General features: G+C 30.9%; 20 protein-coding genes and 1 pseudogene. 14 read left to right on the top strand and 7 right to left on the bottom strand.

Annotated features, from left to right (window positions below; all coding sequences use genetic code 11):
- The 4 genes from HMPREF2647_RS11425 to HMPREF2647_RS02255 form a co-directional block, all read left to right on the top strand.
- A partial coding sequence (locus HMPREF2647_RS11425) for a hypothetical protein (protein WP_256326477.1) occupies positions 1 to 651 on the top strand: 651 nt, incomplete at its 5' end.
- Positions 652 to 872: 221 nt separating this feature from the next.
- Positions 873 to 1,964: a bifunctional 3-deoxy-7-phosphoheptulonate synthase/chorismate mutase gene (locus HMPREF2647_RS02265; RefSeq protein WP_070859461.1), complete on the top strand. Its 1,092-nt coding sequence runs from the start codon at positions 873 to 875 to the stop codon at positions 1,962 to 1,964.
- 263 nt (positions 1,965 to 2,227) lie between these two features.
- Positions 2,228 to 3,217 carry a catabolite control protein A gene (gene ccpA / locus HMPREF2647_RS02260; protein WP_017176097.1) on the top strand — a complete coding sequence of 330 codons (990 nt, stop codon included), beginning with the start codon at positions 2,228 to 2,230 and terminating at the stop codon, positions 3,215 to 3,217.
- 250 nt (positions 3,218 to 3,467) lie between these two features.
- Positions 3,468 to 5,135, top strand: coding sequence for a formate--tetrahydrofolate ligase (locus HMPREF2647_RS02255; protein ID WP_070468367.1), 1,668 nt, complete (start codon positions 3,468 to 3,470; stop codon positions 5,133 to 5,135).
- A 271-nt stretch (positions 5,136 to 5,406) separates the two neighbouring features.
- Here HMPREF2647_RS02255 and HMPREF2647_RS02250 read toward each other — a convergent pair whose 3' ends face one another.
- Entirely contained in the window at positions 5,407 to 6,294 is an 888-nt protein-coding gene (locus HMPREF2647_RS02250; RefSeq protein WP_002448304.1) for a transglycosylase domain-containing protein, read from the bottom strand.
- A gap of 345 nt (positions 6,295 to 6,639) precedes the next feature.
- Between HMPREF2647_RS02250 and tyrS the strand changes: the two genes are divergently transcribed.
- Positions 6,640 to 7,902: a tyrosine--tRNA ligase gene (gene tyrS, locus HMPREF2647_RS02245; RefSeq protein WP_002487995.1), complete on the top strand. Its 1,263-nt coding sequence runs from the start codon at positions 6,640 to 6,642 to the stop codon at positions 7,900 to 7,902.
- Between the two features lie 66 nt (positions 7,903 to 7,968).
- On the opposite strand, the gene HMPREF2647_RS02240 is transcribed toward tyrS, so the two are convergent.
- Entirely contained in the window at positions 7,969 to 9,225 is a 1,257-nt protein-coding gene (locus tag HMPREF2647_RS02240) for a S1C family serine protease (RefSeq protein WP_002455201.1), read from the bottom strand.
- Positions 9,226 to 9,392: 167 nt separating this feature from the next.
- Here HMPREF2647_RS02240 and HMPREF2647_RS02235 point away from each other — a divergent pair, with 167 nt between their 5' ends.
- From HMPREF2647_RS02235 to HMPREF2647_RS02225, 3 genes are all read left to right on the top strand, one after another.
- Positions 9,393 to 10,010 carry a lysophospholipid acyltransferase family protein gene (locus HMPREF2647_RS02235; protein WP_002448288.1) on the top strand — a complete coding sequence of 206 codons (618 nt, stop codon included), beginning with the start codon at positions 9,393 to 9,395 and terminating at the stop codon, positions 10,008 to 10,010.
- 465 nt (positions 10,011 to 10,475) lie between these two features.
- Entirely contained in the window at positions 10,476 to 11,936 is a 1,461-nt protein-coding gene (gene nagE / locus HMPREF2647_RS02230) for an N-acetylglucosamine-specific PTS transporter subunit IIBC (RefSeq protein ID WP_017176103.1), read from the top strand.
- A 195-nt stretch (positions 11,937 to 12,131) separates the two neighbouring features.
- The gene (locus HMPREF2647_RS02225; protein ID WP_017176104.1) at positions 12,132 to 13,259 is read left to right on the top strand and encodes an HAD family hydrolase; all 1,128 of its coding nucleotides are present in this window, start codon (positions 12,132 to 12,134) and stop codon (positions 13,257 to 13,259) included.
- A gap of 47 nt (positions 13,260 to 13,306) precedes the next feature.
- Here the strand turns inward: HMPREF2647_RS02225 and serA are convergent, their stop codons facing one another.
- From serA to HMPREF2647_RS02210, 3 genes are all read right to left on the bottom strand, one after another.
- Positions 13,307 to 14,902, bottom strand: a complete 1,596-nt coding sequence (gene serA / locus HMPREF2647_RS02220; RefSeq protein WP_017176105.1) for a phosphoglycerate dehydrogenase — start codon at positions 14,900 to 14,902, stop codon at positions 13,307 to 13,309.
- Positions 14,892 to 16,055 carry a pyridoxal-phosphate-dependent aminotransferase family protein gene (locus HMPREF2647_RS02215; protein ID WP_070859459.1) on the bottom strand — a complete coding sequence of 388 codons (1,164 nt, stop codon included), beginning with the start codon at positions 16,053 to 16,055 and terminating at the stop codon, positions 14,892 to 14,894. The genes serA and HMPREF2647_RS02215 overlap by 11 nt, the downstream gene beginning before the upstream one ends.
- Positions 16,056 to 16,158: 103 nt before the next feature.
- Positions 16,159 to 16,602, bottom strand: coding sequence for an OsmC family protein (locus HMPREF2647_RS02210; RefSeq protein ID WP_017176107.1), 444 nt, complete (start codon positions 16,600 to 16,602; stop codon positions 16,159 to 16,161).
- 78 nt (positions 16,603 to 16,680) lie between these two features.
- Here HMPREF2647_RS02210 and HMPREF2647_RS02205 point away from each other — a divergent pair, with 78 nt between their 5' ends.
- A complete protein-coding gene (locus tag HMPREF2647_RS02205) occupies positions 16,681 to 17,427 on the top strand; it encodes a glycerophosphodiester phosphodiesterase (RefSeq protein WP_017176108.1) in 747 nt (248 codons plus the stop codon).
- A gap of 51 nt (positions 17,428 to 17,478) precedes the next feature.
- On the opposite strand, the gene rpsD is transcribed toward HMPREF2647_RS02205, so the two are convergent.
- Together rpsD and HMPREF2647_RS02195 are read right to left on the bottom strand one after the other, a co-directional pair.
- Positions 17,479 to 18,081, bottom strand: a complete 603-nt coding sequence (rpsD, locus tag HMPREF2647_RS02200) for a 30S ribosomal protein S4 (protein WP_017176109.1) — start codon at positions 18,079 to 18,081, stop codon at positions 17,479 to 17,481.
- A 231-nt stretch (positions 18,082 to 18,312) separates the two neighbouring features.
- Positions 18,313 to 18,780 carry a GAF domain-containing protein gene (locus tag HMPREF2647_RS02195; protein WP_019835459.1) on the bottom strand — a complete coding sequence of 156 codons (468 nt, stop codon included), beginning with the start codon at positions 18,778 to 18,780 and terminating at the stop codon, positions 18,313 to 18,315.
- Between the two features lie 131 nt (positions 18,781 to 18,911).
- Here HMPREF2647_RS02195 and ezrA point away from each other — a divergent pair, with 131 nt between their 5' ends.
- The 5 genes and pseudogenes from ezrA to HMPREF2647_RS02170 all read left to right on the top strand — a co-directional run.
- A complete protein-coding gene (ezrA, locus tag HMPREF2647_RS02190) occupies positions 18,912 to 20,606 on the top strand; it encodes a septation ring formation regulator EzrA (RefSeq protein WP_048761515.1) in 1,695 nt (564 codons plus the stop codon).
- A gap of 162 nt (positions 20,607 to 20,768) precedes the next feature.
- Entirely contained in the window at positions 20,769 to 21,905 is a 1,137-nt protein-coding gene (locus HMPREF2647_RS02185; RefSeq protein ID WP_019835457.1) for a cysteine desulfurase family protein, read from the top strand.
- Positions 21,906 to 23,129 (top strand): tRNA uracil 4-sulfurtransferase ThiI, encoded by a 1,224-nt coding sequence (thiI, locus tag HMPREF2647_RS02180; protein WP_070444134.1) that lies wholly within the window; start codon positions 21,906 to 21,908, stop codon positions 23,127 to 23,129.
- Positions 23,130 to 23,159: 30 nt separating this feature from the next.
- Entirely contained in the window at positions 23,160 to 23,945 is a 786-nt protein-coding gene (locus HMPREF2647_RS02175) for a sulfite exporter TauE/SafE family protein (protein WP_083319017.1), read from the top strand.
- A 93-nt stretch (positions 23,946 to 24,038) separates the two neighbouring features.
- A pseudogene (locus HMPREF2647_RS02170) lies at positions 24,039 to 24,131 on the top strand (lipid hydroperoxide peroxidase); the annotation flags it as partial.

The following is a 24,131-nucleotide window of genomic DNA, read 5'->3' as shown; positions in this document are numbered from 1 at the left end:
GAAGAAACAGATGCACTTGCAGCACAACGTCGTGCAATTCAATCAGAAACATCAAGTAATTTAGCAGACGAGTCACCACAAGCGCAAGAAATACAAGAAGCTAAAAAAGAAGCAATTGCTAAAGATGAAAAACAAGAAGAAACAGATGCACTTGCAGCACAACGTCGTGCAGTTCAAAATGAATCAGAAATAAATCAATTATCTAATCCAGCAAGAAGTCATCAAACTCAAAACAGCGAAAATGAATCACAAGCTTCTAAAATTGCATCGGCAGCTAGAACTAAGCAAGCTAAGTTAAAAGATAATAAAGATGTAGCAAGTAATACTCAAAAATTATTTGAGGAGGCACCAATAACATCTTCTAAATATGATAAAGTGCCTAATTTGATAACTAAAAATCATAAGTCATTTAATAAAGATGAAGAAATAACAAAAAATAAACAAACTCACCATGATGCTAAATTTGAAAAAGGAGTTATTACTCACCAACATCAACCATCTCAATCAAATTCAACTCAAAAAAATAAAAAACATAATCAAAAACGTAAAAATCAGAATCAAAAAAATAAAAATAAAAACAAAACGCCAAAGCAACAACAAAGAGCTGAAAAAGCAAATAGTAAAATAGAAAAACGTACATTTAATGATTAATATTTTTTAAAGAGCAGTGTAATATTTTACATTGCTCTTTTAATTCTTTATATAGTATTATTAATTATATTAATTTTAATAATTCAGAAATATTAGAAAATTTATTCGATTTATAGTTGAACATTTTTAATGTAATTGTTAGAATACTATCTAAATACAATTATTTTACCGCTTTAAAGTAATATAATTCAGTATAGTAAAATTTATTGAGGTGAGTATGAATGTCTACAAAGTTAGAACAATACAGGGAAGAGATAATTTCAATTAATAATCAAATTCTAGACTTATTATCAAAAAGAGGGGAATTAGCTCAAAAAATAGGAGAAGAAAAAATTAAGCAAGGTACTAAAGTTTATGACCCTCAACGAGAAAAAGAAATGATTAATGAATTAATGGATCGTAATAACGGACCATTTAATGATAATGTAATTAAACAATTGTTTAAAGAAATCTTTAAAGCGTCTACTGATTTACAAAAATCAGAAAATGAAAAGCACTTATATGTTTCAAGAAAATTAAAACCGGAAGATACAATTGTAAAATTTGATAATGGTGGAGTTATTGGTGATGGAAATAAATCATTTGTATTTGGTCCATGTTCTGTTGAATCTCAAGAACAAGTTGATGCAGTAGCTCGTGATTTACAAGCCAAAGGTGAGAAATTTATTAGAGGCGGTGCATTTAAACCAAGAACATCACCATACGATTTCCAAGGATTAGGAATTGAAGGGCTTAAAATATTGAAAAATGTTAAAGATAAATTCAATCTTAATATTGTTAGTGAAATTGTAAATCCAGCTGATTTCGAAATTGCTGATGAATACTTAGATGTCTTCCAAATTGGTGCAAGAAATATGCAAAATTTTGAATTACTTAAAGAAGCTGGACGTACAAATAAGCCAATCTTATTAAAACGTGGTTTATCAGCTACTATTGAAGAATTTACATTTGCAGCTGAATACATTGCTTCTCAAGGTAATAAAAATATTATTCTATGTGAACGTGGTATTCGTACTTATGAAAAAGCTACTCGTAATACACTTGATATTTCTGCCGTACCTATCTTAAAACAAGGTACTCACTTACCAGTAATGGTAGATGTTACGCATAGTACAGGACGTAAGGATATTATGTTACCAACTGCAAAAGCAGCACTTGCTGTGGGTGCAGACGGAGTAATGGCAGAAGTACATCCAGATCCATCAGTAGCTTTAAGTGATAGTGGTCAACAAATGGATTTAAATGAATTTGATAAATTTTATAATGAATTAAAGCCATTAGTTGACATGTACAATTCTAAACAACTTAAATAAAACATCATACTTTAATTTACTAGCTATTCATTTTTACTAAAATATAGGGCAATATAGAAAGTTTTATATTTAACTTCTATATTGTTCTTTTTTAGTTAAAACGAATAGTTTTATTTTGATTTTATTAAATCTATTAACTAAAATTTGACACAATTGTGAATATAAGTCTTATATATTTGACACATAACCAATTTATGATAAACTTTGAAAATGAAATGAAAACACGTTATAATAATAAATGAAACGCTTACAAGGAGGAAATTATGACGGTAACTATATATGATGTAGCTAGAGAAGCTCGTGTATCTATGGCAACTGTATCACGAGTAGTTAATGGCAATCAAAACGTAAAACCAGAAACACGTAAAAAAGTAAATGATGTTATTCAAAGATTAAATTATAGACCAAATGCTGTTGCAAGAGGACTAGCTAGTAAACGTACAACTACAGTAGGCGTTATTATACCAGATATCTCTAATATTTATTATTCTCAACTTGCTAGAGGTATTGAAGATATTGCAACAATGTATAAGTATCACTCTATCATTTCTAATTCAGATAATGATTCAGAAAAAGAAAAAGAAATTTTTAATAATTTGTTAAGTAAACAAGTAGATGGCATTATCTTTTTAGGTGGTACAATTTCTGATGAAATCAAAGATTTAATTAATCATTCTTCAGTTCCAGTTGTAGTATCTGGCACAAATGGTAAAGATGACAATATCGCATCTGTTAATATCGATTTTGCTAAAGCTGCCAGAGAAGTTACAGAACAACTTATTAAAACAGGCGCAAAAGATTTTGTACTTGTAAGTGGAGATTATTCTAAAAAGGCTCAAGAAGATGTACTAAGTGGTTTGAAAGATGCTTTAAACAAACATCAATTAAAGTTAAATAACACTATAGAATTATCAGGTTCAGAAAGCTATAAAGACGGAGTGAATGTTTTTGAAAAATTAAAAAATAATTTACCTGATGCTATATTATCTATTAGTGATGAACAAGCAATTGGTATTTTGCATAGTGCTCTTGATGCTGGAATAAAAGTTCCAGAAGAACTACAAATCGTTAGTTTTAATAATACGCGTTTGGTAGAAATGGTTAGACCTAAACTATCTAGTGTCATTCAACCATTGTATGACATCGGAGCAGTAGGTATGCGTCTTCTTACTAAATTTATGAATGAAGAAGACATTGCAGAACCTAATGTAGTTTTGCCACATAGAATTGAATATCGAAATACTACTAAATAAAGTAATGTAGAAAAAAGGATAAAATGAATAATTTTATCCTTTTTTAATATATAAGTTACTATAATATAATTATGTAAACCTTTTAATATTACTAAATTTATTTTTAAGGAAATTAAATATTTTTGTAAACGCTATCAAGTATTCGACATATATTTGTTTGTTAGTTATTATAAAGTAGTAAGATGATTTGGTAGTTATTTCTAAATATCTTATTACATAAAATTTATTTTAAACAAGGGGTTGAAATAATTTGGCACATTTATCAGATTTAGATATTGCTAATCAATCAGAATTAAAACCAATTGGAGACATTGCAAAAAAAGCAGGAATACCTGAACATGCTTTAGAGCAATATGGACACTACAAAGCTAAAATTGATATTAATCAAGTTCAATCAAAAGAAGAAAAAGGTAAAGTTGTCTTAGTAACTGCAATGAGCCCTACACCAGCTGGTGAAGGTAAATCAACTGTAACAGTAGGCTTAGCTGATGCTTTTAATGAGTTAAATAAAAATGTAATGGTCGCTTTACGTGAACCTGCTTTAGGACCAACTTTCGGAATTAAAGGTGGCGCCACTGGTGGGGGATATGCGCAGGTTTTACCTATGGAAGATATTAATTTACACTTTAACGGTGATTTCCATGCAATTACAACAGCGAATAATGCATTATCAGCATTTATAGACAATCACATTCATCAAGGTAATGATTTAGCAATTGATGTACGTCGTGTTGAATGGAAACGTGTACTTGATATGAATGATCGTGCATTACGTAATGTCATCGTTGGGTTAGGTGGACCAACTAACGGTGTTCCACGTGAAGATGGTTTCAATATCACTGTAGCATCTGAAATAATGGCGATTTTATGTTTAGCTCGTAATATTAATGATTTAAAAGAAAAAATCAGTCGTATTACAGTTGGTTATACTCGTGAACGTAAACCAATTACTGTTGCAGACTTAAAAGTTGAAGGCGCTCTTGCAATGATACTTAAAGATGCAATTAAACCTAATTTAGTACAAACTATTGAAGGAACACCAGCACTTGTACATGGTGGGCCATTTGCTAATATTGCTCATGGTTGTAACTCGATTTTAGCAACTGAAACTGCACGTGATTTGGCAGATATTGTTGTTACAGAAGCAGGCTTTGGTTCAGATTTAGGCGCTGAAAAATTTATAGACATCAAAGCACGTGAAGCAGGCTTTGAACCTTCTGCAGTTGTCCTAGTAGCTACTGTTCGTGCGTTAAAAATGCATGGAGGTGTTGCTAAAGATAATCTAAAAGAAGAAAATGTCGAAGCAGTTAAATCTGGTATTGTTAATTTAGAGCGTCATGTTAATAATATTAGAAAATTTGGAGTAGAACCTGTGGTTGCTTTAAATGCATTTGTACATGATACTGAAGATGAAACTGAAGCAGTTAAAGCTTGGGCTAAAGAAAATAATGTACGAATTGCCTTAACAGAAGTATGGGAGAAAGGTGGTAAAGGTGGCGTTGATCTTGCTAATCAAGTTCTTGAAGTCATCGATCAACCACAAGAATTTAAATTCTTGTATGATTTAGATCAATCATTAGAAGAAAAAATTGAAACAATTGTAAAAGAAATCTATGGTGGTTCTTCAGTAACGTTCAGTAAAAAAGCAAAAAGACAATTAAAAGAATTTACCGACAATGGATGGGGCAAATATCCAATCTGTATGGCTAAAACACAGTACTCATTTAGTGATGATGCAACCGCTTTAGGCGCACCAACTGATTTTGATATAACTATCAGAGAATTAGAAGCTAAAACAGGCGCTGGATTTATTGTTGCATTAACAGGTGCAATTATGACAATGCCGGGATTACCTAAAAAACCAGCGGCATTAAACATGGATGTCACTGATGAAGGTCATGCAGTAGGATTATTCTAATTTAGATTAAAGAAAAAACGTTTGAGACTTTTACTGTCTCAGACGTTTCTTTGTTTTACCAACAAATTTCATCATTTTGTTGGTAAAACTGCATGTGAAAAGACAAGTAATTTAGCGGCAAAACCAATTAAAAGACGAATTTCAGGTAATTTAAATGATATATCGATATTTTGTGTTATTACTATCATACATTTATTTTAAAAGTCTTTTAAATTCAATACTCATAAACTATTTAAATTAATATAAAGTGCGATAAAAGATATTGATTGATTCATTGAGGCTTAGTTAATAAATGATCATAAATAGTATATTGTTTTGCCTGTTGATATGTCTTTTTAGTAATTACCCCTTCCACTAGCATTCGTTTTAATACATAATGCTGACGGTCAATACTAATTTTAACTTCGTTATAAGCCTTCAAATCACCATTATTTTCATACGGTGTATACGTATAAGGACTTTGCAATAAGCCAACAAGATAAGCGGATTGTGCAACATTTAACTTGGAGGGGGGAACGTTAAATAAACTATAGGAAGCAGATGCAATTCCAGTTATATTTGCACCATTATAATCGCGTCCAAACGGTACAATATTTAAATATGTATAAATAATTTCATTTTTAGATAATATTTTTTCAAGACGCATCGCTAATATAATTTCATTTGCCTTACGACTATATGTTTTTTCATTTGTTAAGACTTGATTCTTTATTAATTGTTGTGTAATTGTACTTCCGCCAGAACGAGAATTTAAACTTAAAACATCTTGTATCATTGCTCTTATTAACGCTTTTGGTAAAATTCCATCATGTTTAAAAAATAATGTGTCTTCAGAAGATATTAATGCTTTAATTACGTTTGAATTTACATGTTTTGGACCTACGATGAGAGAGTTTTGAGAATGATCATACTCAGTTAAAATATTTTTATCGTGATTCAAAATCTCATCACCTGAAAAGTGTAGTACGCGGTGTTTCAATTCAGTATCACTTATATTTGAAGCTTCTTGAGTAAGATGATGAAAATAAGTAGCAGTACCAAGAACAATAAGTATAGAACCTAAAACTATAATACTCAAAAGGCCTACCATAATATGTTTTATAAATTTATAATTTTTTTCAAACGTTTTAAATTGAATATCTTTAAATAATAATTTCATGGTAGTCCTCCTCAAATTAAATACAGTATATCATATCTAGCATATTTGACTTTTAGAAGAGGTTTTTTTATAATTATTATCAATTCAATATGTATTGAATAAGAGGAGAAGTAATATATAAATTAACTTAACAGAGAGTTAGTGGATGCTGTGAACTAACATGTGTTTATATATGAATACACCTCATACTTATTTATTCAACGTTTATTAATGAGCGTATCATTAATAGAGTAAACAATTCTATTTGAATTGTTAAGTATGGTGGTAACGTGCATAAGCGCCCTTACATTGTTGTGAGGGTGCTTTTTTATTTAATAAAAATAAATTTTATAGGAGGATATAACTATGTCAAATGCATTACTAGAAGAATTACAATGGAGAGGTTTAATTTATCAACAAACTGATGAACAAGGTATTGAAGATTTATTAAATAAAGAACAAGTAACGTTGTATTGTGGTGCAGATCCAACTGCTGATAGTTTACATATTGGTCATCTTTTACCATTTATGACATTACGTCGATTCCAAGAACATGGTCATCGTCCAATAGTACTTATTGGTGGAGGCACTGGTATGATTGGAGACCCATCTGGTAAATCTGAAGAACGTGTATTACAAACTGAAGATCAAGTAGCAAAAAATGTTGAAGGCTTAAGCGCTCAAATGCATAAACTATTTGAATTTGGCACAGATAAAGGAGCCGTACTCGTTAATAATAGAGACTGGTTAAGTCAAATTTCACTAATAAGTTTCCTACGTGATTATGGTAAACATGTAGGTGTCAATTATATGCTAGGTAAAGATTCAATTCAATCACGATTAGAAAATGGAATTTCATATACAGAATTTACCTATACTATTTTACAAGCAATTGACTTTGGCCACTTAAATCGTGAACTTAATTGTAAAATTCAAGTTGGTGGTTCTGATCAATGGGGTAATATTACAAGTGGTATTGAGTTAATGCGACGTATGTATGGTCAAACAGAAGCTTATGGTTTAACTATTCCATTAGTGACAAAGTCTGATGGTAAAAAGTTTGGGAAATCAGAATCTGGAGCTGTTTGGTTAGATGCTGAAAAAACAACACCGTATGAATTTTATCAATTCTGGATTAATCAATCGGATGAAGATGTTATTAAATTCTTAAAATACTTTACATTCTTAAGTAAAGAAGATATTAATCGCCTTGAACAATCTAGAGATGAAGCACCACATTTACGAGAAGCTCAAAAAGCACTTGCTGAAAATGTAACAGAATTTATTCATGGTAAAGAAGCACTTGATGATGCAATTAGAATTTCAGAAGCATTATTTAAAGGTGATTTAAAATCTTTATCAATTAAAGATATCAAAGCAGGGTTTAAAGAAGTACCTCAAGTTGAAGTTTCTAAAGCAACAACTAACATTATTGATGTTTTAATTGAATCTGGAATTGCTTCCTCAAAACGACAAGCAAGAGAAGATGTAAACAATGGAGCAATTTATATTAATGGTGAAAGAGAACAGTCTGTTGATTACAACTTAACTGATGAAGATAAATTTGATAATGAATTTACAATTATTCGCCGTGGTAAGAAAAAATACTTCATGGTAAATTATAAATAATCTTATCTGAGAAGAATATATTGAAAACGAGGTTAATCCATTATTTTGGATTAACCTCGTTATTTATTATCGAATAAATTGACTATTATTATCTTCAGAATTATATGATTGCGAAGATATTGATTTTTGATTTTTAAGAGTGACTGATACGTCTTTAGTTTTACCATCACGTATAACAGTCAACTTCACGGTTTCACCTGGCTTTTTATTTTGATATAAGTACGTTCTTAGATCGGTATCATCATCTACTTTTTTACTATCTACTTTAGTAATGATATCGCCAACTTTTAATTCACTAGAGTGGCTAACTTTTGCAATATACACACCAGTATCACGATCAGTTTTTAATTCTTTTTTATAAGAATCTGGAATATCACTTAAGTTAAGTAACCCTATTCCAATTGAAGGACGTTCTACTTTACCATGTTTAACGAGTTGTTCAATTGTAACTCTTACTTCATTACTTGGGATTGCAAAACCAATACCTTCAACTTGGTCAGCAGCAATTTTCATTGAATTAATACCTACTAAATTACCATTAACATCTACTAATGCACCACCAGAGTTACCGGGATTAATTGCTGCATCTGTTTGTAGCACATTTACTTTAGTTCCACCAGAAGTGGTATTAGATTCAATTGTACGTTCATTTGCAGAAATAATACCTGATGTTACTGAGTTAGCAAATTCTAAGCCAAGTGGGTTACCCATTGCGAAAACACTATCGCCAGTTTGAACTTTAGAAGAATTTGCGAATTTCATTGCTTTAATTCCTTTTTGAGAATCGATTTTTAAAACTGCAATATCTGAAACTGCATCTGTACCTACAAGCTTTGCTTCTACTTGTTTACCGTTATGTAATTGTACTTTAATTTGTGATGCACCATCAATAACGTGATTATTAGTGACGATATAAGCAGAATTGTTGTTAATTTGATAAATAACACCAGAACCGATACCGGCTTCTTGTGCCTTAGTTGATTTACCTTGTAATAAATCGTCAAAACTTGTTGCCTTTTGCATATTGATGACACCTACAATAGCAGGAGAAACATCTTTGATCATGGCATTAACCGATTTATATTTATCACTTTTACCGTCTAACACATTGCCACCTTTATCATTCGTAGCCTGTTGGACTTGAGATCCACCACTATTTGAATCATCTCCATTCATAAGTCGATTAACTCCTAAAACAATTAATGCTCCTATGATACCAGCGATTAGAGCAATAATAATAATTCTAAACCATGGAAACTTCGGTTTAGGTGGACGTGAATGCTGATAATCGCTGGATTGAAAATATTGATTATATTCTGTCATATTAAACCTCCGTATATATTTTAACCATTATCTCAATTATGAAGAAAATATTTAAATATTTCTAGTAAATAGCTATCAGTCTTAAGATGTATCTTTTAAAATCTTGTTCACGTGATAAGTTAATGATAAAATCGACTAAGTGTAGAAACTTAGAAGTAGGTGACAAAATGTATAAATTTATTAGTAAATTTTTAGAATTAATAATCGTAAAAATGGCACGTTCATTACACATTGTAGGTAAAGAGAACATTCCTAAAGATAGTAAATATGTTGTGACTTGTACCCATGAAAGTTATAATGAAGTGATTTTATTAGGATTAGCTTTAATTCCAAATGAAATTCATTATATGGCTAAAAAAGAATTATTTAGTAATAAATGGGGTGGCAAATTTTTAAGATCTTTAAATGCTTTTCCAGTAGATCGAGAAAATCCGGGACCTAGTACGTTAAAACAACCTGTTAAATTATTGAAAGATCATAAAACAGTAGGTATCTTCCCAACAGGTCATAGAACTTCAGTTGAAGGCGCGCCTTTAAAACGTGGAGCTGCAACGATTGCTATGTTAGGTAAAGCACCAATCTTACCAGCTGCTTATGTTGGACCAACGAAGTTACATGGTTTAGTCACTGGTCAAGCGATGATTAAATTTGGTAAACCTATTTATCAATCTGACATACCTAAAGATTTAAAGCGTAACGAAAAAATTGATTTTCTAACTAAAGAAATAGAAAGACGTACAGCACAGTTACAACATGAACTTCATCTTATTCAAGAACGTCTTTAATAGATATTGATAGCATTATTCATCAGAAGATTTTCTAAATAGAGAATCTTCTTTTTTTATAAATAATTGATAAATGGATGATAGGAGTACCATGAGTGAAAATGACAGATTTTAAGAAATCTATTTTCCGTTAGTACCATATATTACCTAACGTATTGTTCTTGTTATTTTGTCTTTAATCATTTTTATTTAGTCAATGCGGAAAGATTATTTAATAAAAAAATAGATTTGAAGTAAAATACCAGTTAATTATCTCAATCAATAATAAAAATCATTTATAATATCTTATTAAATATATATACGTTTTAATCTTTATTGGTTAAAGCGTATCTTTTTTATTTTGTCATCACATTGTCTATTTATATAAAATAAACATATAGCGTAACCGCTTACAAATATGGTAGATTATATATTGGACTAAATACATAAAAAATATAATTTTTAATAAATAAAGGAGGATAAAAGATGTTTAAATTCTTTCAAAATCTCGGAAGATCGTTAATGCTCCCTGTAGCAGTTTTACCAGCAGGAGCAATCATAACTGGGATAGGTAACTTACTAAATGCACTTCATGTTCTTCCCACAGTAGCCATGTTCTTTTCAATTGTAGGAACAGCTATTTTAGGACAATTAGGATTAATTTTTGCTATCGGTGTAGCTATTGGTATGGCTAAAAAGAACGATGGGGCGGTTGCTTTGGCAGGTGCGTTAGGATATGCTATGGTAACGAAAGTATTAAATCCAGAAAATGTGGCTACGTTATTTAATATAAAAGAAAAAGCAGTTAACTTAGGCTTTACAAAAATGGATAATTCTAATGTATTTCTTGGTATTATTATCGGGTTAATTGCAGCATATTCTTTTAATAAATTTAGTGAAGTTGAATTACCTATGGCCTTGTCATTTTTTAGTGGTAAACGATTAGTACCTATTATGACTGTATTTTTTAGTACCATATTAGCAGTTATACTATTATTTATTTGGCCTATGGTCTTTTCAGGCATTGTTGCATTTGGAGAATGGTTAGTAGGTTTTGGTTCATTCGGGGCATTTTTATATGGTGTCTTTAATCGATTACTTATTCCTACTGGTTTACATCATGCATTGAATGCAGTATTTTGGTTCGATACAGCAGGAATTAATGATATTGGTAAATTCCAAACAGGTGTAGATGCAGTAAAAGGTATAACAGGACGTTATCAAGCAGGTTTCTTCCCAATTATGATGTTTGGTATACCAGCAGCAGCACTTGCAATGTATCACAGTGCTGAGACAAAGCAACAAAAGCAAGTATGGGGATGGTTTTTAGCAAGTGCTATTTCAGCATTTGTAGTAGGCGTTACAGAGCCAATTGAATTTGCATTTATGTTTGTTGCACCTGTACTTTTTATCATACATGCCTTATTAACAGGACTTTCATTACTTATTGCATCTCTATTTCATTGGACCGCGGGATTCTCATTTAGTGCAGGATTAATTGATTATGTTTTATCGCTAATTAATCCAATCGCTAATCACCCTTTAATGCTATTAGTTCAAGGTATTGTATTCTTTATTTTATATTATGTTATTTTTAGAATTATGATTAAAGTATTGAATTTAAATACAATAGGACGTGGTGATAACTTACTAGCTGATCCGGTAGTAGAAGAAACGACGACTACAGATAAATCAAAAAGTGGAAAATATCATCAACCAGCTACACAAATATTAGAAGGTTTAGGTGGAAAATCTAATATTGATAGTTTAACAAATTGTGCTACACGACTTCGCTTAGAACTAAAAGATAATACGATTATTGATGAACAAAAAATTAGAAATGCTGGAGCTGTTGGGGTGACGAAAAATGGCCACCATTCAACACAAGTAATTATTGGTACACATGTTCAACAGGTAGCAGATGAAATTGAAAAACAGTTGAAATAATTCAATAGAAACAATAAAAGCGACAATATATGTCCAAATCATTTGTTACACTATAGTCCTATTGATAAATATTGTTTATATAAAAGAGCTAATGCTAGATTTTAAGCATTGGCTCTTATTTTTATTACATTGACTTTATATAAATGTTCGTTATGATTATAAGTATCAGAATAGTCAAAAAATGGAGAGATGTCGATGAAATCAATTTTATTTGATGTAGATGGTGTGTTTTTAAGTGAAGAACGTTGCTTTGATGTATCTGCCTTAACAGTAGAAGAACTATTAAAGAGTGATGACTTTTTAGGTTTAGATAGCGCTCAAAATTTTAATTATATGAATGATGAATTAATTGAAGATATAAGAACACGAGTATTTTTAAATGATCAAATTTTAAATCAATTAAAATCTTTAGGCCTTAATTCTAACTGGGATATGCTATTTGTTGTATTTAGTATTCACTTCATCCATCTCTTGAAACAGTTGGATTCAGAAACAATTAGACAAGTGACTCATGTTGAAACGTTTTCAGTTGAGACTCTACGTGAATTACAATCTTATAATGATCAATTTAAAGTTAATTATGCAGTACCGTTAAAATTTATTCAAAATAGTCAAAGTGGTAAAGAGAATATTTATCTTGAATTAGAAGGTTATGCAAAAGATCAATTAAATATTGAAAATGCTAAATTATTTAATTTAAAAAGTCCACTTTGGAATTTAGCTAGAGCAGTATATCAAGAATGGTATTTAGGAACAACTTTATATGAAAAAGTAGAAAAACTTACTCCTTTGTCTATTCCTAAATCTGGTTTTATTTATGAAGAAATGATCTTACGTCCTGTGGAAGAAATTAAAACTTTATTAAATGATATAAAACAAGCAGGTTTTAACATTGCCATTGCAACTGGTAGACCAAGAACAGAAACCATTGTTCCATTTGAATCCTTTGGTCTTAAAACTTTTTTTAATGAAAAGCATATTGTTACAGCGAGTGAAGTATTGAAAGCTGAGTCAGTATTTCCAAAAGAAGGGTCACTAGGTAAACCTAATCCATTTAGTTATATTGCAACTCTTTATGGAAACAATGAGAGAGATTATTTGCACTATATTCAAAATCAAACACATATTGTTAATGAGGATGATGTATTTATTGTTGGTGATTCATTAGCGGATTTATTGTGTGCTAAAACGATTGGGGCAACATTTATAGGTACTTTAACTGGTTTAAGTGGGAAAGGAGCAAAAGAAGAGCTAGAGCAACATGGTGCTGATTATATTGTTAATCATATTTGTGACATTAGACATATTCTACTTAATAAATAATAAAAAGAAGGGAACGCCGAATATTATCGTCGTTCCTTTCTTATTTATTATATTGATAAAGTTGTACCGTAGATTTTATCAAAATCACCAATCTCATATAATTCTTTAATAACTTGTTGAGTAATAGGTTGATCTACTGACAGAATCATCATTGCTTGTCCACCTTCAGAACTTCTTCCTAAAGACATTGAAGCAATATTGATATCATGTTTACCGAGTAGTTGACCTGTTAAACCTACCATTCCTGGTAAGTCTTTATGATAAGAAATAAATTGATAAGCATTAGGTTTAAAATCTACTGAATAATCATTAATTCTTACAATACGTGCACCAAATCCGTCTATTACAGTTGCACCAATTTTCACCTCTTCATGTTCACTTATCAAATTAATTTGAATATAATTGCTGAATGTCCCCTGTGAAGCACGATTTTCAATATGATGAGTGATACCTTGTTCGTTTAATAATGCAATAGCATTAATTAAGTTCACGCGTTCACCTAAATTTTGTTTTAAAATTGACGTTACGATTGATCGAGTAATTAAATCAGCTTCTTTTTTAGCATGTTCTCCGTTAAAAGTCACTTTAATCTCTCTAGGCGCATCATCTAATAATTGAATTGCCAATTCACCTGAAAGCTGGCTAATACGAAGCCATTGTTGTGTCTTCTCATCAATATGGTTTAAGTTTAACTTAGGTGCATTGACTGCGTTTGTAACATTACCATTTTCTAAAATATCAATGATTTCTTCAGCAACTGATACAGCTACTTTTTCTTGTGCTTCAATCGTAGATGCACCTAAATGAGGAGTTACAATAATATTTTTATGATCGAGCAGCGGTGAATCTAGAGGAGGTTCATTTTCAAATACGTCTAATGCTGCTCTAGCAATTTGATGTTGATTTAAGGCATTAAGCAAGTCGTTTTCATTAATAATTCCGCCTCTAGCTACATTAATAATTTGTAACGTTGGTTTAGCTTGATTAAAGAAATGAGCATCGATAATACCTTTTGTTTTAGGTGTTAATGGTGTGTGAACGGTAACAAAATCTGAACGTTGAGCAATTTCATCAATTGTTGCTAGTTCAATTCCAAGTTGCTCTGCTTTTTCTTTAGTCAAAAAAGGGTCATAAGCTAAAACAGTCATACCAAAACTTTTTAATCTTTTTGCTACACCTAAACCAATACGTCCTGCTCCAATGACGCCTAATACTTTTTGATATAATTCAACTCCTTTAAATGCTTTACGATTCCATTCTTTATTCTTTAGTGATGTGTAAGCTTGCGGTATATTTCGTGCCATTGCTAGAATCATAGCAACTGAGTGCTCAGTAGCAGAAATCGTATTTCCATCGGGAGCATTTACAACGAGTATACCGTTTAGAGTTGCTGATTTTATATCAATATTATCCACACCTACACCGGCTCTTGCAATAACTTTTAAGTTTGAAGCATGGTTAATAATAGATTCTGTGACTTGAGTTTGACTACGTACGATTAACCCTTGATAGTTAGGAATAATATCGACAAGTTCTTTTTCAGTTAAACCAGACTTAAAATCAACGTTAAAATCAGGATGATGGATTAAACTTTGTAAACCTTTTTCTGAAATTGGATCTGAAACTAAAATATTATGCGTCATGTTGAATTACCTCCGTAAATTTTAGCGTAGCTTTGCCAATATAATTGACTTTACGATAATCTGTAAGAATGATTTCTAAAGCTGAAACAACAGATAAAATATCAAAAGGTGACACTTTTCCCATGTGACCAATTCTCAAAATGGTTCCTTTTAGTTTGCCTTGACCACCAGCAATAGTAATATTAAATCTTGATTTTAGTGTTGATTTAATATATGTTAATTCGTCTTTATCGTGAGGGATAAAAGAAGTAACAGTAGGAGAGGCATATGAGTCTTTAGTAACTAATAAATTTAAATCTAATGCTTTTAAACTTTCTCTTAAACCATCTCTAATCAAGTAATGTCTGTGAATGGTATTGTTAAATCCTTCTTTTTTAATAAGTGCAGCATAAGCGTTAACCGCTCTAAATAATCCAACATTTGGTGTGAATGGAGTAGAATTTTGTTCAATAGAATCAAAGTACTTATTTAAATTTAAATAAAAACGTGGTGTTTTAACTGCTTTAAATCGCTCTTGTGCACGATGATTATAAGCAACAAAAGATAGGCCAGGCGGTAACATTAAAGCTTTCTGGCTACCTGACACGAGTACATCAATATTGTCTCTTTCTAAATCGACATCAACGGCACCAATACAACTTACGCCATCGACAACGAAGTAAATGTCTTGATTGAATGCTTTAATCACTTTTCCTAATTTGTGTATAGGGTGAAGTACAGCAGTAGAAGTCTCGCAAAATTGGGTGAATACAGCAGTAATATCATGTTTAAGTGAATGTAAATATGTTTCAAATGCTTCAATGTCGACCGCTTTTCCCCATTCAACATCATAAACATGTACATTCTTATAAAATGTTTCAGCAATTTGTTTAAAACGATTGCCAAATGCACCTGATACAATGACTACAAAATGATCCTCGGGATTGACTATATTTAACATACTAGCTTCTAAGACGCTAGTACCACTTGAAGTAAGAATCATTACTTTATTTTTAGTTCCAAAAATAGGTTTTAAATGATTAAATGCTTCTTCTGCGATAGCTTCAAAATCTGAAGAACGATGGCCTACCATTGATAAATTAAGTGCATGTGTGATTTCATCAGGTACAGGGGTTGGTCCAGGTGTTAATAATAAGGGTTCATAATAATACATCGTAAATCTTCCTCCTGATATAAGATTTTTTAATTTTACCAAATATTCTGAAAATTTAAAAGTCTAAAATAAAAAGCGGCAGTTAAATCGACCGCTTTTAGTTCTAATCTTGAATGGTTGCTTGAATTTCTATTTTAACGTTGTTTCGAATTGAGTTAGATATCATACAATGATGATCAGCAATATCTAATAGTTTAGGAAGTCGTTTATTAAGATGCGTTTTTTCTTCTTCTGTAAGAGATATTGTTGGATAATGAGTGATTTTTTCCATTTTAAATTTTCCATTTTCAAACACTGCGCTTCCAATTGACTTAATTTCTAAATGAATATTAGTAAATTTAGCTCTTTCAAGTGTAGCAGCTAAAGAGATAATATAACATGATGAGGCTGCTGCAACTAACATTTCATCGGGATTTGTCCCAGTTCCATTACCACCAAGTGAAGAGGGAATAGAAATTTGCTCAGAAATTACATCGCCATTAACTTTACCGATTTCTTCACGACCTCCACGCCATGACGTATGAACTACAAAATCGTGTTTAACCATTATTATTGACCTCCTATATCATTATGGTAATTTAAGTGTAGTTGAACATATAATTAATTTAAAGGATGGTATTTAAAAATGAAAATACAAAAGCCTAATACATCATTTCAAATCGTTGCACACCGTGGATTATCGCAGAAATATCCTGAAAATACGGTAGAAGGTTTTAAAGCAGCCCTTATGCAACATATTGATATGTTAGAAATTGATGTACATTTTACAAAAGATAAACAATTAGTAGTCATTCATGACGATTCCATTGACCGCACATCGAATCAAAAGGGTAAAGTAAAAGATTTTACTTTAGAAGAATTAAAACAATTTGATTTTGGAATCAGACATGGTGAAACTTTTAAAAATACTCGTATTTCTACTTTTAGCGAAGTACTTTCATTATTTAAAAATTACTCTAAAACATTACTTATTGAAATAAAAAAACCAGAACAGTATCCTGGCATTGAAAAAGCGTTACTTGAGGAACTCGATAAATTTCAAATTCCCTCTCATAGAGTCATTATTCAGTCATTTGATGTGGAAAGTGTTAAAAGAATGTCTGAATACACAAAGAAATATGCACTAGGTGTTTTAATAAGTAAAAAGCAATACTGGTACAAACAACCTGATTTTGAAAATATAGCTTCTTTTGCACAATTTATAAATCCTAACTATAAATTAATAAATAAAAAATTTATCAAGCGTGCTCATGAACATCATCTTAAAGTAATACCTTATACAGTAAATAACATGAAAGATGTGAAAAAATTGATTCATTTAGGAGTAGATGGAATTATCTCAGATATACCAGATGATATATTTAAATTATAAATAAAAAACCACCCTGACCAAAATGGAAAGGGTGGTAGAATATTAATCAACTTATCTTGAGTAGTACTCAACGATTAATTGTTCATTAATTTCAGCTGGTAATTCACTACGTTCTGGTAAGCGAACGAAAGTACCTTTTAAGCTGTCAGCATCGAAATCTAAATATTCTGGTACGAAATTGTTGATTTCAACAGATTCTTTAATGATATCTAAGTTTTGTGATTTTTCACGAACTGAGATAACTTGACCAGGTTTTAAAGTGTATGATGGGATGTCAACACGTTTACCATCAACTTCAATGTGACCATGGCCAACTAATTGACGAGCTTGACGACGTGTACGTGCTAAACCTAATGAGTAAACTACTGCATCTAAACGGCTAGCTAATAAAATCATGAAGTTTTCACCGTGTACACCGTGCTGTTTACCAGCAATATCAAATGTGTTACGGAATTGTCTTTCAGTCATTCCATATAAATAACGTAATTTTTGTTTTTCACGTAATTGTAAACCATATTCTGATAATTTTTTACGTTGGTTTGGACCATGTTGTCCTGGTGCGTAAGGACGTTTTTCTAATTCTTTACCAGTACCACTTAATGAGATACCTAAACGACGAGATTTTTTCCAGTTAGAACCTCTGAAACGAGCCATAATAAGACTCCTCCTTTTTCTTTTTTGTTGGAATGAATAAACAAAAAAGAGTGTTGTATGCTCATTAAGATATATTGTTTTATGTGTCTTCACCTTATAGCTACAGTTACATGACACGTCCACATCGGGAACAACATAGAGCTTAATAATATACAACTGCTATTTTCGTTAATTCACACAAAATTCATTGTACCATTATTTTTTAAAGTGTCAAGGAATCATTTAAATTTATTATTTTGATAATTGGTGTTCTAAGATAGAAACTATCTCTTCAAGTCCTTGTTGATCGCCTTTACTAAATCGTTGTGTAATAGGCGCATCTATATCTAACACGCCGATTATTTCATTATCAACATGAATTGGAACGACAATTTCAGATTTACTATTAGCATCGCAAGCGATGTGACCAGGAAATGTATTTACATCATCGACAAGTTGTGTTTGGTTATTTGCAACAGCAGTTCCACATACACCTTTTCCTATAGAGATATGCACGCAAGCAGGATGCCCTTGGAAAGGACCTAAAATAAGTTCATTATTTTCAATTAAATAAAATCCTACCCAATTGATTTGATCTAAGTTGTCATTGAGTAAAGCTGAAGTATTACTTAAAATTGCAATTAGATTTGTTTCATCTTCAATAAGACTTGCAAGTTGTTTACCTAATAAGTTGTAATTTGTTTCTTTAGTTGTCGTCATATAAAAACCTCTCTATGTAATATTTTGATTATTAGTATAAATGTAAAAATTTTTTCAATCAATTCTTTGAATTTTATTTTAATGACGGGATAAGATACGTTATAATAATGATAATATAGGAGGAGAATGAGATGGTTTTATACATTATATTAGCAATTATTATTATTATATTGATTGCTGTCGGTATTATGTTTTATTTACGTTCTAACAAACGTAAAATGGTTGAGCAAGCAGAAGAACGTAAATTAAAAGTTCAACAGTTACCTTTTGAAGATAATTTAGAAAAGTTATCAGCTTTAAACCTTAAAGGTGAAACGAGAACAAAATACGACGCGTTAAAACAAGATACATTAGATCACACTAATAACTATTTAGCACCAGTAGAAGAAAAAATTCATGACGCTGAGCTTCAACTTGATAAATTCCAATTTGCAGGAGCTCAAACTGAAATTGATGACGCTCATGAATTAATGGATAGATATGAAGCTGGTTATCAGTCACAAGTAGATGAAGTAAATGAAATTCTTTCTCTACATAAAGATAACGAAGCAATCTATGAAAAATGTAAAATAGATTATCGTGAAATGAAAAGAGATGTTTTAGCAAATAGACATCAATTTGGAGAAGCGGCAGCTCCTCTTGAAAAACGTATTGAGGCTTTTGAACCAGAACTTGATCAGTATGACATGCTGAAAGAAGAAGGTAACTATGTACAAGCTCATAATCATATTAATGGATTAAATGACTCTATTAATGAAACAAAAGGATATATGGATGAAATTCCAGATTTAATTAGAGAAACTCAAAAAGAGTTACCAGGACAATTCCAAGATTTAAAATATGGTTGTAGAGATTTAAAAGTAAATGGTTATGACTTGGATCATGTAAAAATTGATGGAACATTACAAAGCTTAAAAACTGAATTAAATTTTGTAGAACCTATGATTAGTCGTCTTGAATTACAGGAAGCTAATGATAAATTGCAACAAATTAATGATAAGCTTGATGAAATGTATGATTTAATTGAGCATGAAGTAAAAGCTAAAAATGAAGTTGAAGAAACAAAAGAAGATATTACAAATGAATTATTCAAAGCGAGAGAAATGAACTATACGCTTAGAACAGAAATCGACTATATACGAGAAAACTATTTCATTAATGAAAGTGATGTTCATAGTATTAGACAACATGAAAATGAAATTCAAAATCTAGTTGTAGTATATGATGATATTCTAAAAGAAATGTCTAAATCTGCTGTGAGATACAGTGAAGTAAAAGATAATTTAGAATACTTAGATGAACATGTAAAAGTGATTAATGAAGAACAAGAAAAATTACAAAATCATCTGATTCAACTTAGAGAAGATGAAGCTGAGGCTGAAGATAATCTATTAAAAATTCAATCGAAAAAAGAAGAGATTTATCGTCGACTTCTTGCTTCAAACCTAACAAGTGTTCCAGAGCGATTTGTTATTATGAAAAATGAAATCGACCATGAAGTAAGAGCGGTCAGCGAACAATTTAACGAACGTCCGCTTCATGTTAAACAACTTAAAGATAAAGTTTCAAAAATTGTAATTCAAATGAATACTTTTGAAGATGAAGCGAATGATATATTAGTCAATGCAGTCTATGCAGAACGATTAATTCAATATGGAAACAGATATCGTAAAGATCATCATAGTGTAGATAAAAGTTTAAACGAAGCAGAACGTTTATTTAAAAATAACCGTTATAAGCGCTCAATTGAAGTATCAGAGCAAGCACTTGAAAGTGTAGAACCTGGTATAACAAAACATATTGAAAATGAAGTGATTAAAGGATAATACATTTTTATAGTTAGAGAATGACCTAGACATCCACATATTTCTAGGTTGTTCTCTTTTATTTTTTTAAAAAAATAGTATAATGCTTGAGTGTCTATTTTTAAGTCGAGAAATCTAAAATATGTTTTAGATATGTTATTGATGAAAGTGAGTGTTCTATATATGATTTATTTAGATAATGCTGCCACAACAAAACCGAACCAAGCGGTTTTAGATTCATTTCTAAAAGTAAGTGAGAAAGCTTATTATAATGCTAATAGTCCTCATCAAATGGGTTTACAATCAGAAAAAATATTATTACAGGCTAAGTCGCGTGTAAAAGAGATGTTAAACCTCAATAATAATACTGATGTCATTTTCACAAGTGGTGCCACTGAGTCTAATAATATTGCACTCAAAGGTATTGCATTAAGAAAAAAACAGTTTGCGAATGTAATCATTACCTCAGTATTAGAGCATCCATCAGTATTAGAAGTGATGCGTTATTTAGAAACACAAGGATTTATATTGAAATATGTGAATGTGACTCCAAATGGTCAAATAGATATTAATCATTTAGAACAATTAATGACGGATAATGTGGGCTTAGTAACATGTATGTATGTCAATAATGTTATGGGACAAATACAACCGATAAAAGAAATTGGCTCATTATTAAAACAATATCCTAAGGCACATTTTCACGTAGATGGCGTTCAGGCTTTAGGGAAAATTCCAATGCAATTAGAGAATGTAAATAGTGTAAGTTTTAGTGGTCATAAATTTAATGGTTTAAAAGGTCAAGGCATATTAATTATCGATAATAAGGAAAAAATTGAACCGACAGTATTTGGCGGTGGTCAGGAATATGGAATTAGAAGTGGTACTGTAAATTTAGCAATGAATGTTTCACTTGTGAAAGCAATGGAAATTGCAATTCAAAATTTAAATGAGCTTAATCATCGTCTATCACGTTATAATAAAGTAATTAGAGAAAGTTTAAGTCAATATAAAGGAGTGTATATTAATTCTCCAGAAAATAGTGCTCCGCATATTTTAAATATTGCTTTTCCAGGAGTAAAAGGAGAAGTGCTTGTTAATGCGTTCTCAAAATTGGATATTATGGTGTCGACTACAAGTGCATGTTCGTCTAAAAGAGAAAAATTAAATGAAGTTTTGTTAGCAATGGACATCGAGGACAACAGAATAGAGGGAAGCGTTCGCTTATCCATGGGTGAAACTACAACAGAAAAAGATATCGAACAATTTAAAGATAAATTTAAATTAATCTATGCTCAAATAAAGGAGTTGTTGAAATAAATGAAATATGATCATATTTTGGTAAGATATGGAGAACTTACGTTAAAAGGAACAAATAGAAAAAGATTCACAAATGTATTAAAAGAAAATGTGATTCAGTCATTACGTTCATTAGAAGGTACACGAGTTAAATGCGAGAGAGATCGCATGTTTATCTCGCTTTTTGAGGAAGCAAATGTAAATGAAGTCATGAATCGTTTAACAAAGATATTTGGCATAAAATCTATTAGTCCAGTATTTAAAACAACACAAAATCTTGAAGATATAAAACAACTTTGTGTTTCGTTAGCTAAAGACTTTGCACATGGAGATACTTTTAAAATTGATGTAAAACGTGTAGATAAATCATTTTCATTAGATACGTATCAACTACAAAGAGAACTAGGTGGTGTCATTTTAAAATCAGTTGATCATTTAAAAGTAGATGTTAAACGTCCGACACATAATATTAAAGTGGAAGTACGTAAAGAAGGCGTATATATCTATACTAAAGTTATCGATGGTGCTGGCGGATTACCTACAGGTACAGGTGGTAAAACACTTCTTCAGTTATCAGGTGGGATTGATTCACCAGTAGCTGGTATGGAAATGATGAAACGTGGCGTAAAAATAGAAGCTATTCATTTTCACAGTCCACCATTTACAAGTGAAAAAGCGAAAGATAAAGTGATTGAATTGACACGCATACTATCTGAACGTGTAGGACCCATTAAATTACATATTGTTCCTTTCACAGCACTTCAAAAACAAATCAATAAGTCTGTGCATCCACGATATACCATGACTACTACTAGACGCATGATGTTACGAGTGACAGATATTATCTTAGAACGTATTGGAGCGAACGCCATCGTAAATGGTGAAAATTTAGGTCAAGTAGCTAGTCAAACATTAAAGAGTATGTACGCAATTAATGATGTTACATCTACTCCTATTTTAAGACCACTTATTTCTTTAGATAAAGAAGACATTATAAAAAAAGCAAAAGAAATAGGAACATTTGAAGTTTCAATACAGCCTTATGAGGATTGCTGTACGATTTTTACGCCTAAAAACCCTGTAACTGAACCAGATTTTGATAAAGTTGTTAAATATGAAAGTGTGTTTAACTTTGATAATCTTGTTCAAGAAGCAGCAGACAATGTAGAAACAATAGAGATTAATAAAGATTATAAAACTGAAAAAGATAAAAGTACTGATGCACTCATTGATGAATTATTTTAATATGAAAGTATTAAAGTAATTTAATAAGGGGTGGGCGTTATAGAACTAAGTTTTCATATTATTTTCATTATTATTAGTTTTGGTTTCTTGGCAGCATTTATAGATGCTGTTGTAGGTGGCGGTGGCTTAATATCAATTCCTGCACTCTTAGCTATAGGAATGCCGCCATCATTAGCATTAGGTACAAACAAATTAGCAAGTGCGTTTGGCTCATTAACGAGTGCAATCAAATTTTTAAAATCTGGAAATGTTGATAAAAAAATAGTATTTAGACTATTTCCGTTTGTATTTATATTTGCAGTTGGTGGAGCAAGTTTAGCTACTTTCTTGCCATCAGATGTTTTGAAACCACTCGTTATAGTCATATTGACACTTGTTTTAATTTACACCATTTTTAAGAAAGAATGGGGTAATGTCAGAACGTTCTCTAAATTTACTATTAGTAAAGCGATTGCCTTTATATCACTTCTGCTTTTAATTGGATTTTATGACGGATTCTTAGGCGGAGGTACTGGATCATTTATGTTATTTGTATTATTAATGTTTGGATTTGATTTTTTAAGTGCAGCTGGTAATGCAAAAGTATTAAACTTTGCTTCAAACGTTGGTGCATTAACATTATTTATTATTTTTGGTCAAGTAAATATAGCATATGGATTAATTATGGCAGTCAGTATGGTGATTGGGTCGTATACTGGTGCACATTTTGCAATCAAAAAAGGTGTAGGATATGTCAAAATTTTATTTATAATAGTTACCATTTTACTCATTTTAAAAAATACCTTTGATTATATCATGCAAATCATTTCAAATTAAAATAGTAGTTAGCGTTTTAAATGATTGAAATAAGTTTAAATACTATCGTATCATTAAACTATAATTTAAATAACTAATGGGAGGTCATATAATATGACAGAAATTACTTTTAAAAATAACCCTATACATTTAGAAGGAACTGAGGTTTCAAAAGGAGATGTGGCTCCTAATTTTAAAGTTTTGGAT

Origin of the sequence: Staphylococcus sp. HMSC035D11 (genome assembly GCF_001836075.1) — a bacterium.
Taxonomy (GTDB): Bacteria; Bacillota; Bacilli; order Staphylococcales; family Staphylococcaceae; genus Staphylococcus; species Staphylococcus hominis.
This window is presented reverse-complemented; position numbering and strand designations above follow the sequence as displayed.

Excerpts from the sequence above, each read along its gene's own strand:
- HMPREF2647_RS02265 (WP_070859461.1), top strand. The coding sequence starts at position 873 with ATGTCTACAAAGTTAGAACAATACAGGGAAGAGATAATTTCAATTAAT.
- ccpA (WP_017176097.1), top strand. The coding sequence starts at position 2,228 with ATGACGGTAACTATATATGATGTAGCTAGAGAAGCTCGTGTATCTATG.
- HMPREF2647_RS02250 (WP_002448304.1), bottom strand. The coding sequence starts at position 6,294 with ATGAAATTATTATTTAAAGATATTCAATTTAAAACGTTTGAAAAAAAT.
- tyrS (WP_002487995.1), top strand. The coding sequence starts at position 6,640 with ATGTCAAATGCATTACTAGAAGAATTACAATGGAGAGGTTTAATTTAT.
- HMPREF2647_RS02240 (WP_002455201.1), bottom strand. The coding sequence starts at position 9,225 with ATGACAGAATATAATCAATATTTTCAATCCAGCGATTATCAGCATTCA.
- HMPREF2647_RS02235 (WP_002448288.1), top strand. The coding sequence starts at position 9,393 with ATGTATAAATTTATTAGTAAATTTTTAGAATTAATAATCGTAAAAATG.
- nagE (WP_017176103.1), top strand. The coding sequence starts at position 10,476 with ATGTTTAAATTCTTTCAAAATCTCGGAAGATCGTTAATGCTCCCTGTA.
- HMPREF2647_RS02225 (WP_017176104.1), top strand. The coding sequence starts at position 12,132 with ATGAAATCAATTTTATTTGATGTAGATGGTGTGTTTTTAAGTGAAGAA.
- serA (WP_017176105.1), bottom strand. The coding sequence starts at position 14,902 with ATGACGCATAATATTTTAGTTTCAGATCCAATTTCAGAAAAAGGTTTA.
- HMPREF2647_RS02215 (WP_070859459.1), bottom strand. The coding sequence starts at position 16,055 with ATGTATTATTATGAACCCTTATTATTAACACCTGGACCAACCCCTGTA.
- HMPREF2647_RS02210 (WP_017176107.1), bottom strand. The coding sequence starts at position 16,602 with ATGGTTAAACACGATTTTGTAGTTCATACGTCATGGCGTGGAGGTCGT.
- HMPREF2647_RS02205 (WP_017176108.1), top strand. The coding sequence starts at position 16,681 with ATGAAAATACAAAAGCCTAATACATCATTTCAAATCGTTGCACACCGT.
- rpsD (WP_017176109.1), bottom strand. The coding sequence starts at position 18,081 with ATGGCTCGTTTCAGAGGTTCTAACTGGAAAAAATCTCGTCGTTTAGGT.
- HMPREF2647_RS02195 (WP_019835459.1), bottom strand. The coding sequence starts at position 18,780 with ATGACGACAACTAAAGAAACAAATTACAACTTATTAGGTAAACAACTT.
- ezrA (WP_048761515.1), top strand. The coding sequence starts at position 18,912 with ATGGTTTTATACATTATATTAGCAATTATTATTATTATATTGATTGCT.
- HMPREF2647_RS02185 (WP_019835457.1), top strand. The coding sequence starts at position 20,769 with ATGATTTATTTAGATAATGCTGCCACAACAAAACCGAACCAAGCGGTT.
- thiI (WP_070444134.1), top strand. The coding sequence starts at position 21,906 with ATGAAATATGATCATATTTTGGTAAGATATGGAGAACTTACGTTAAAA.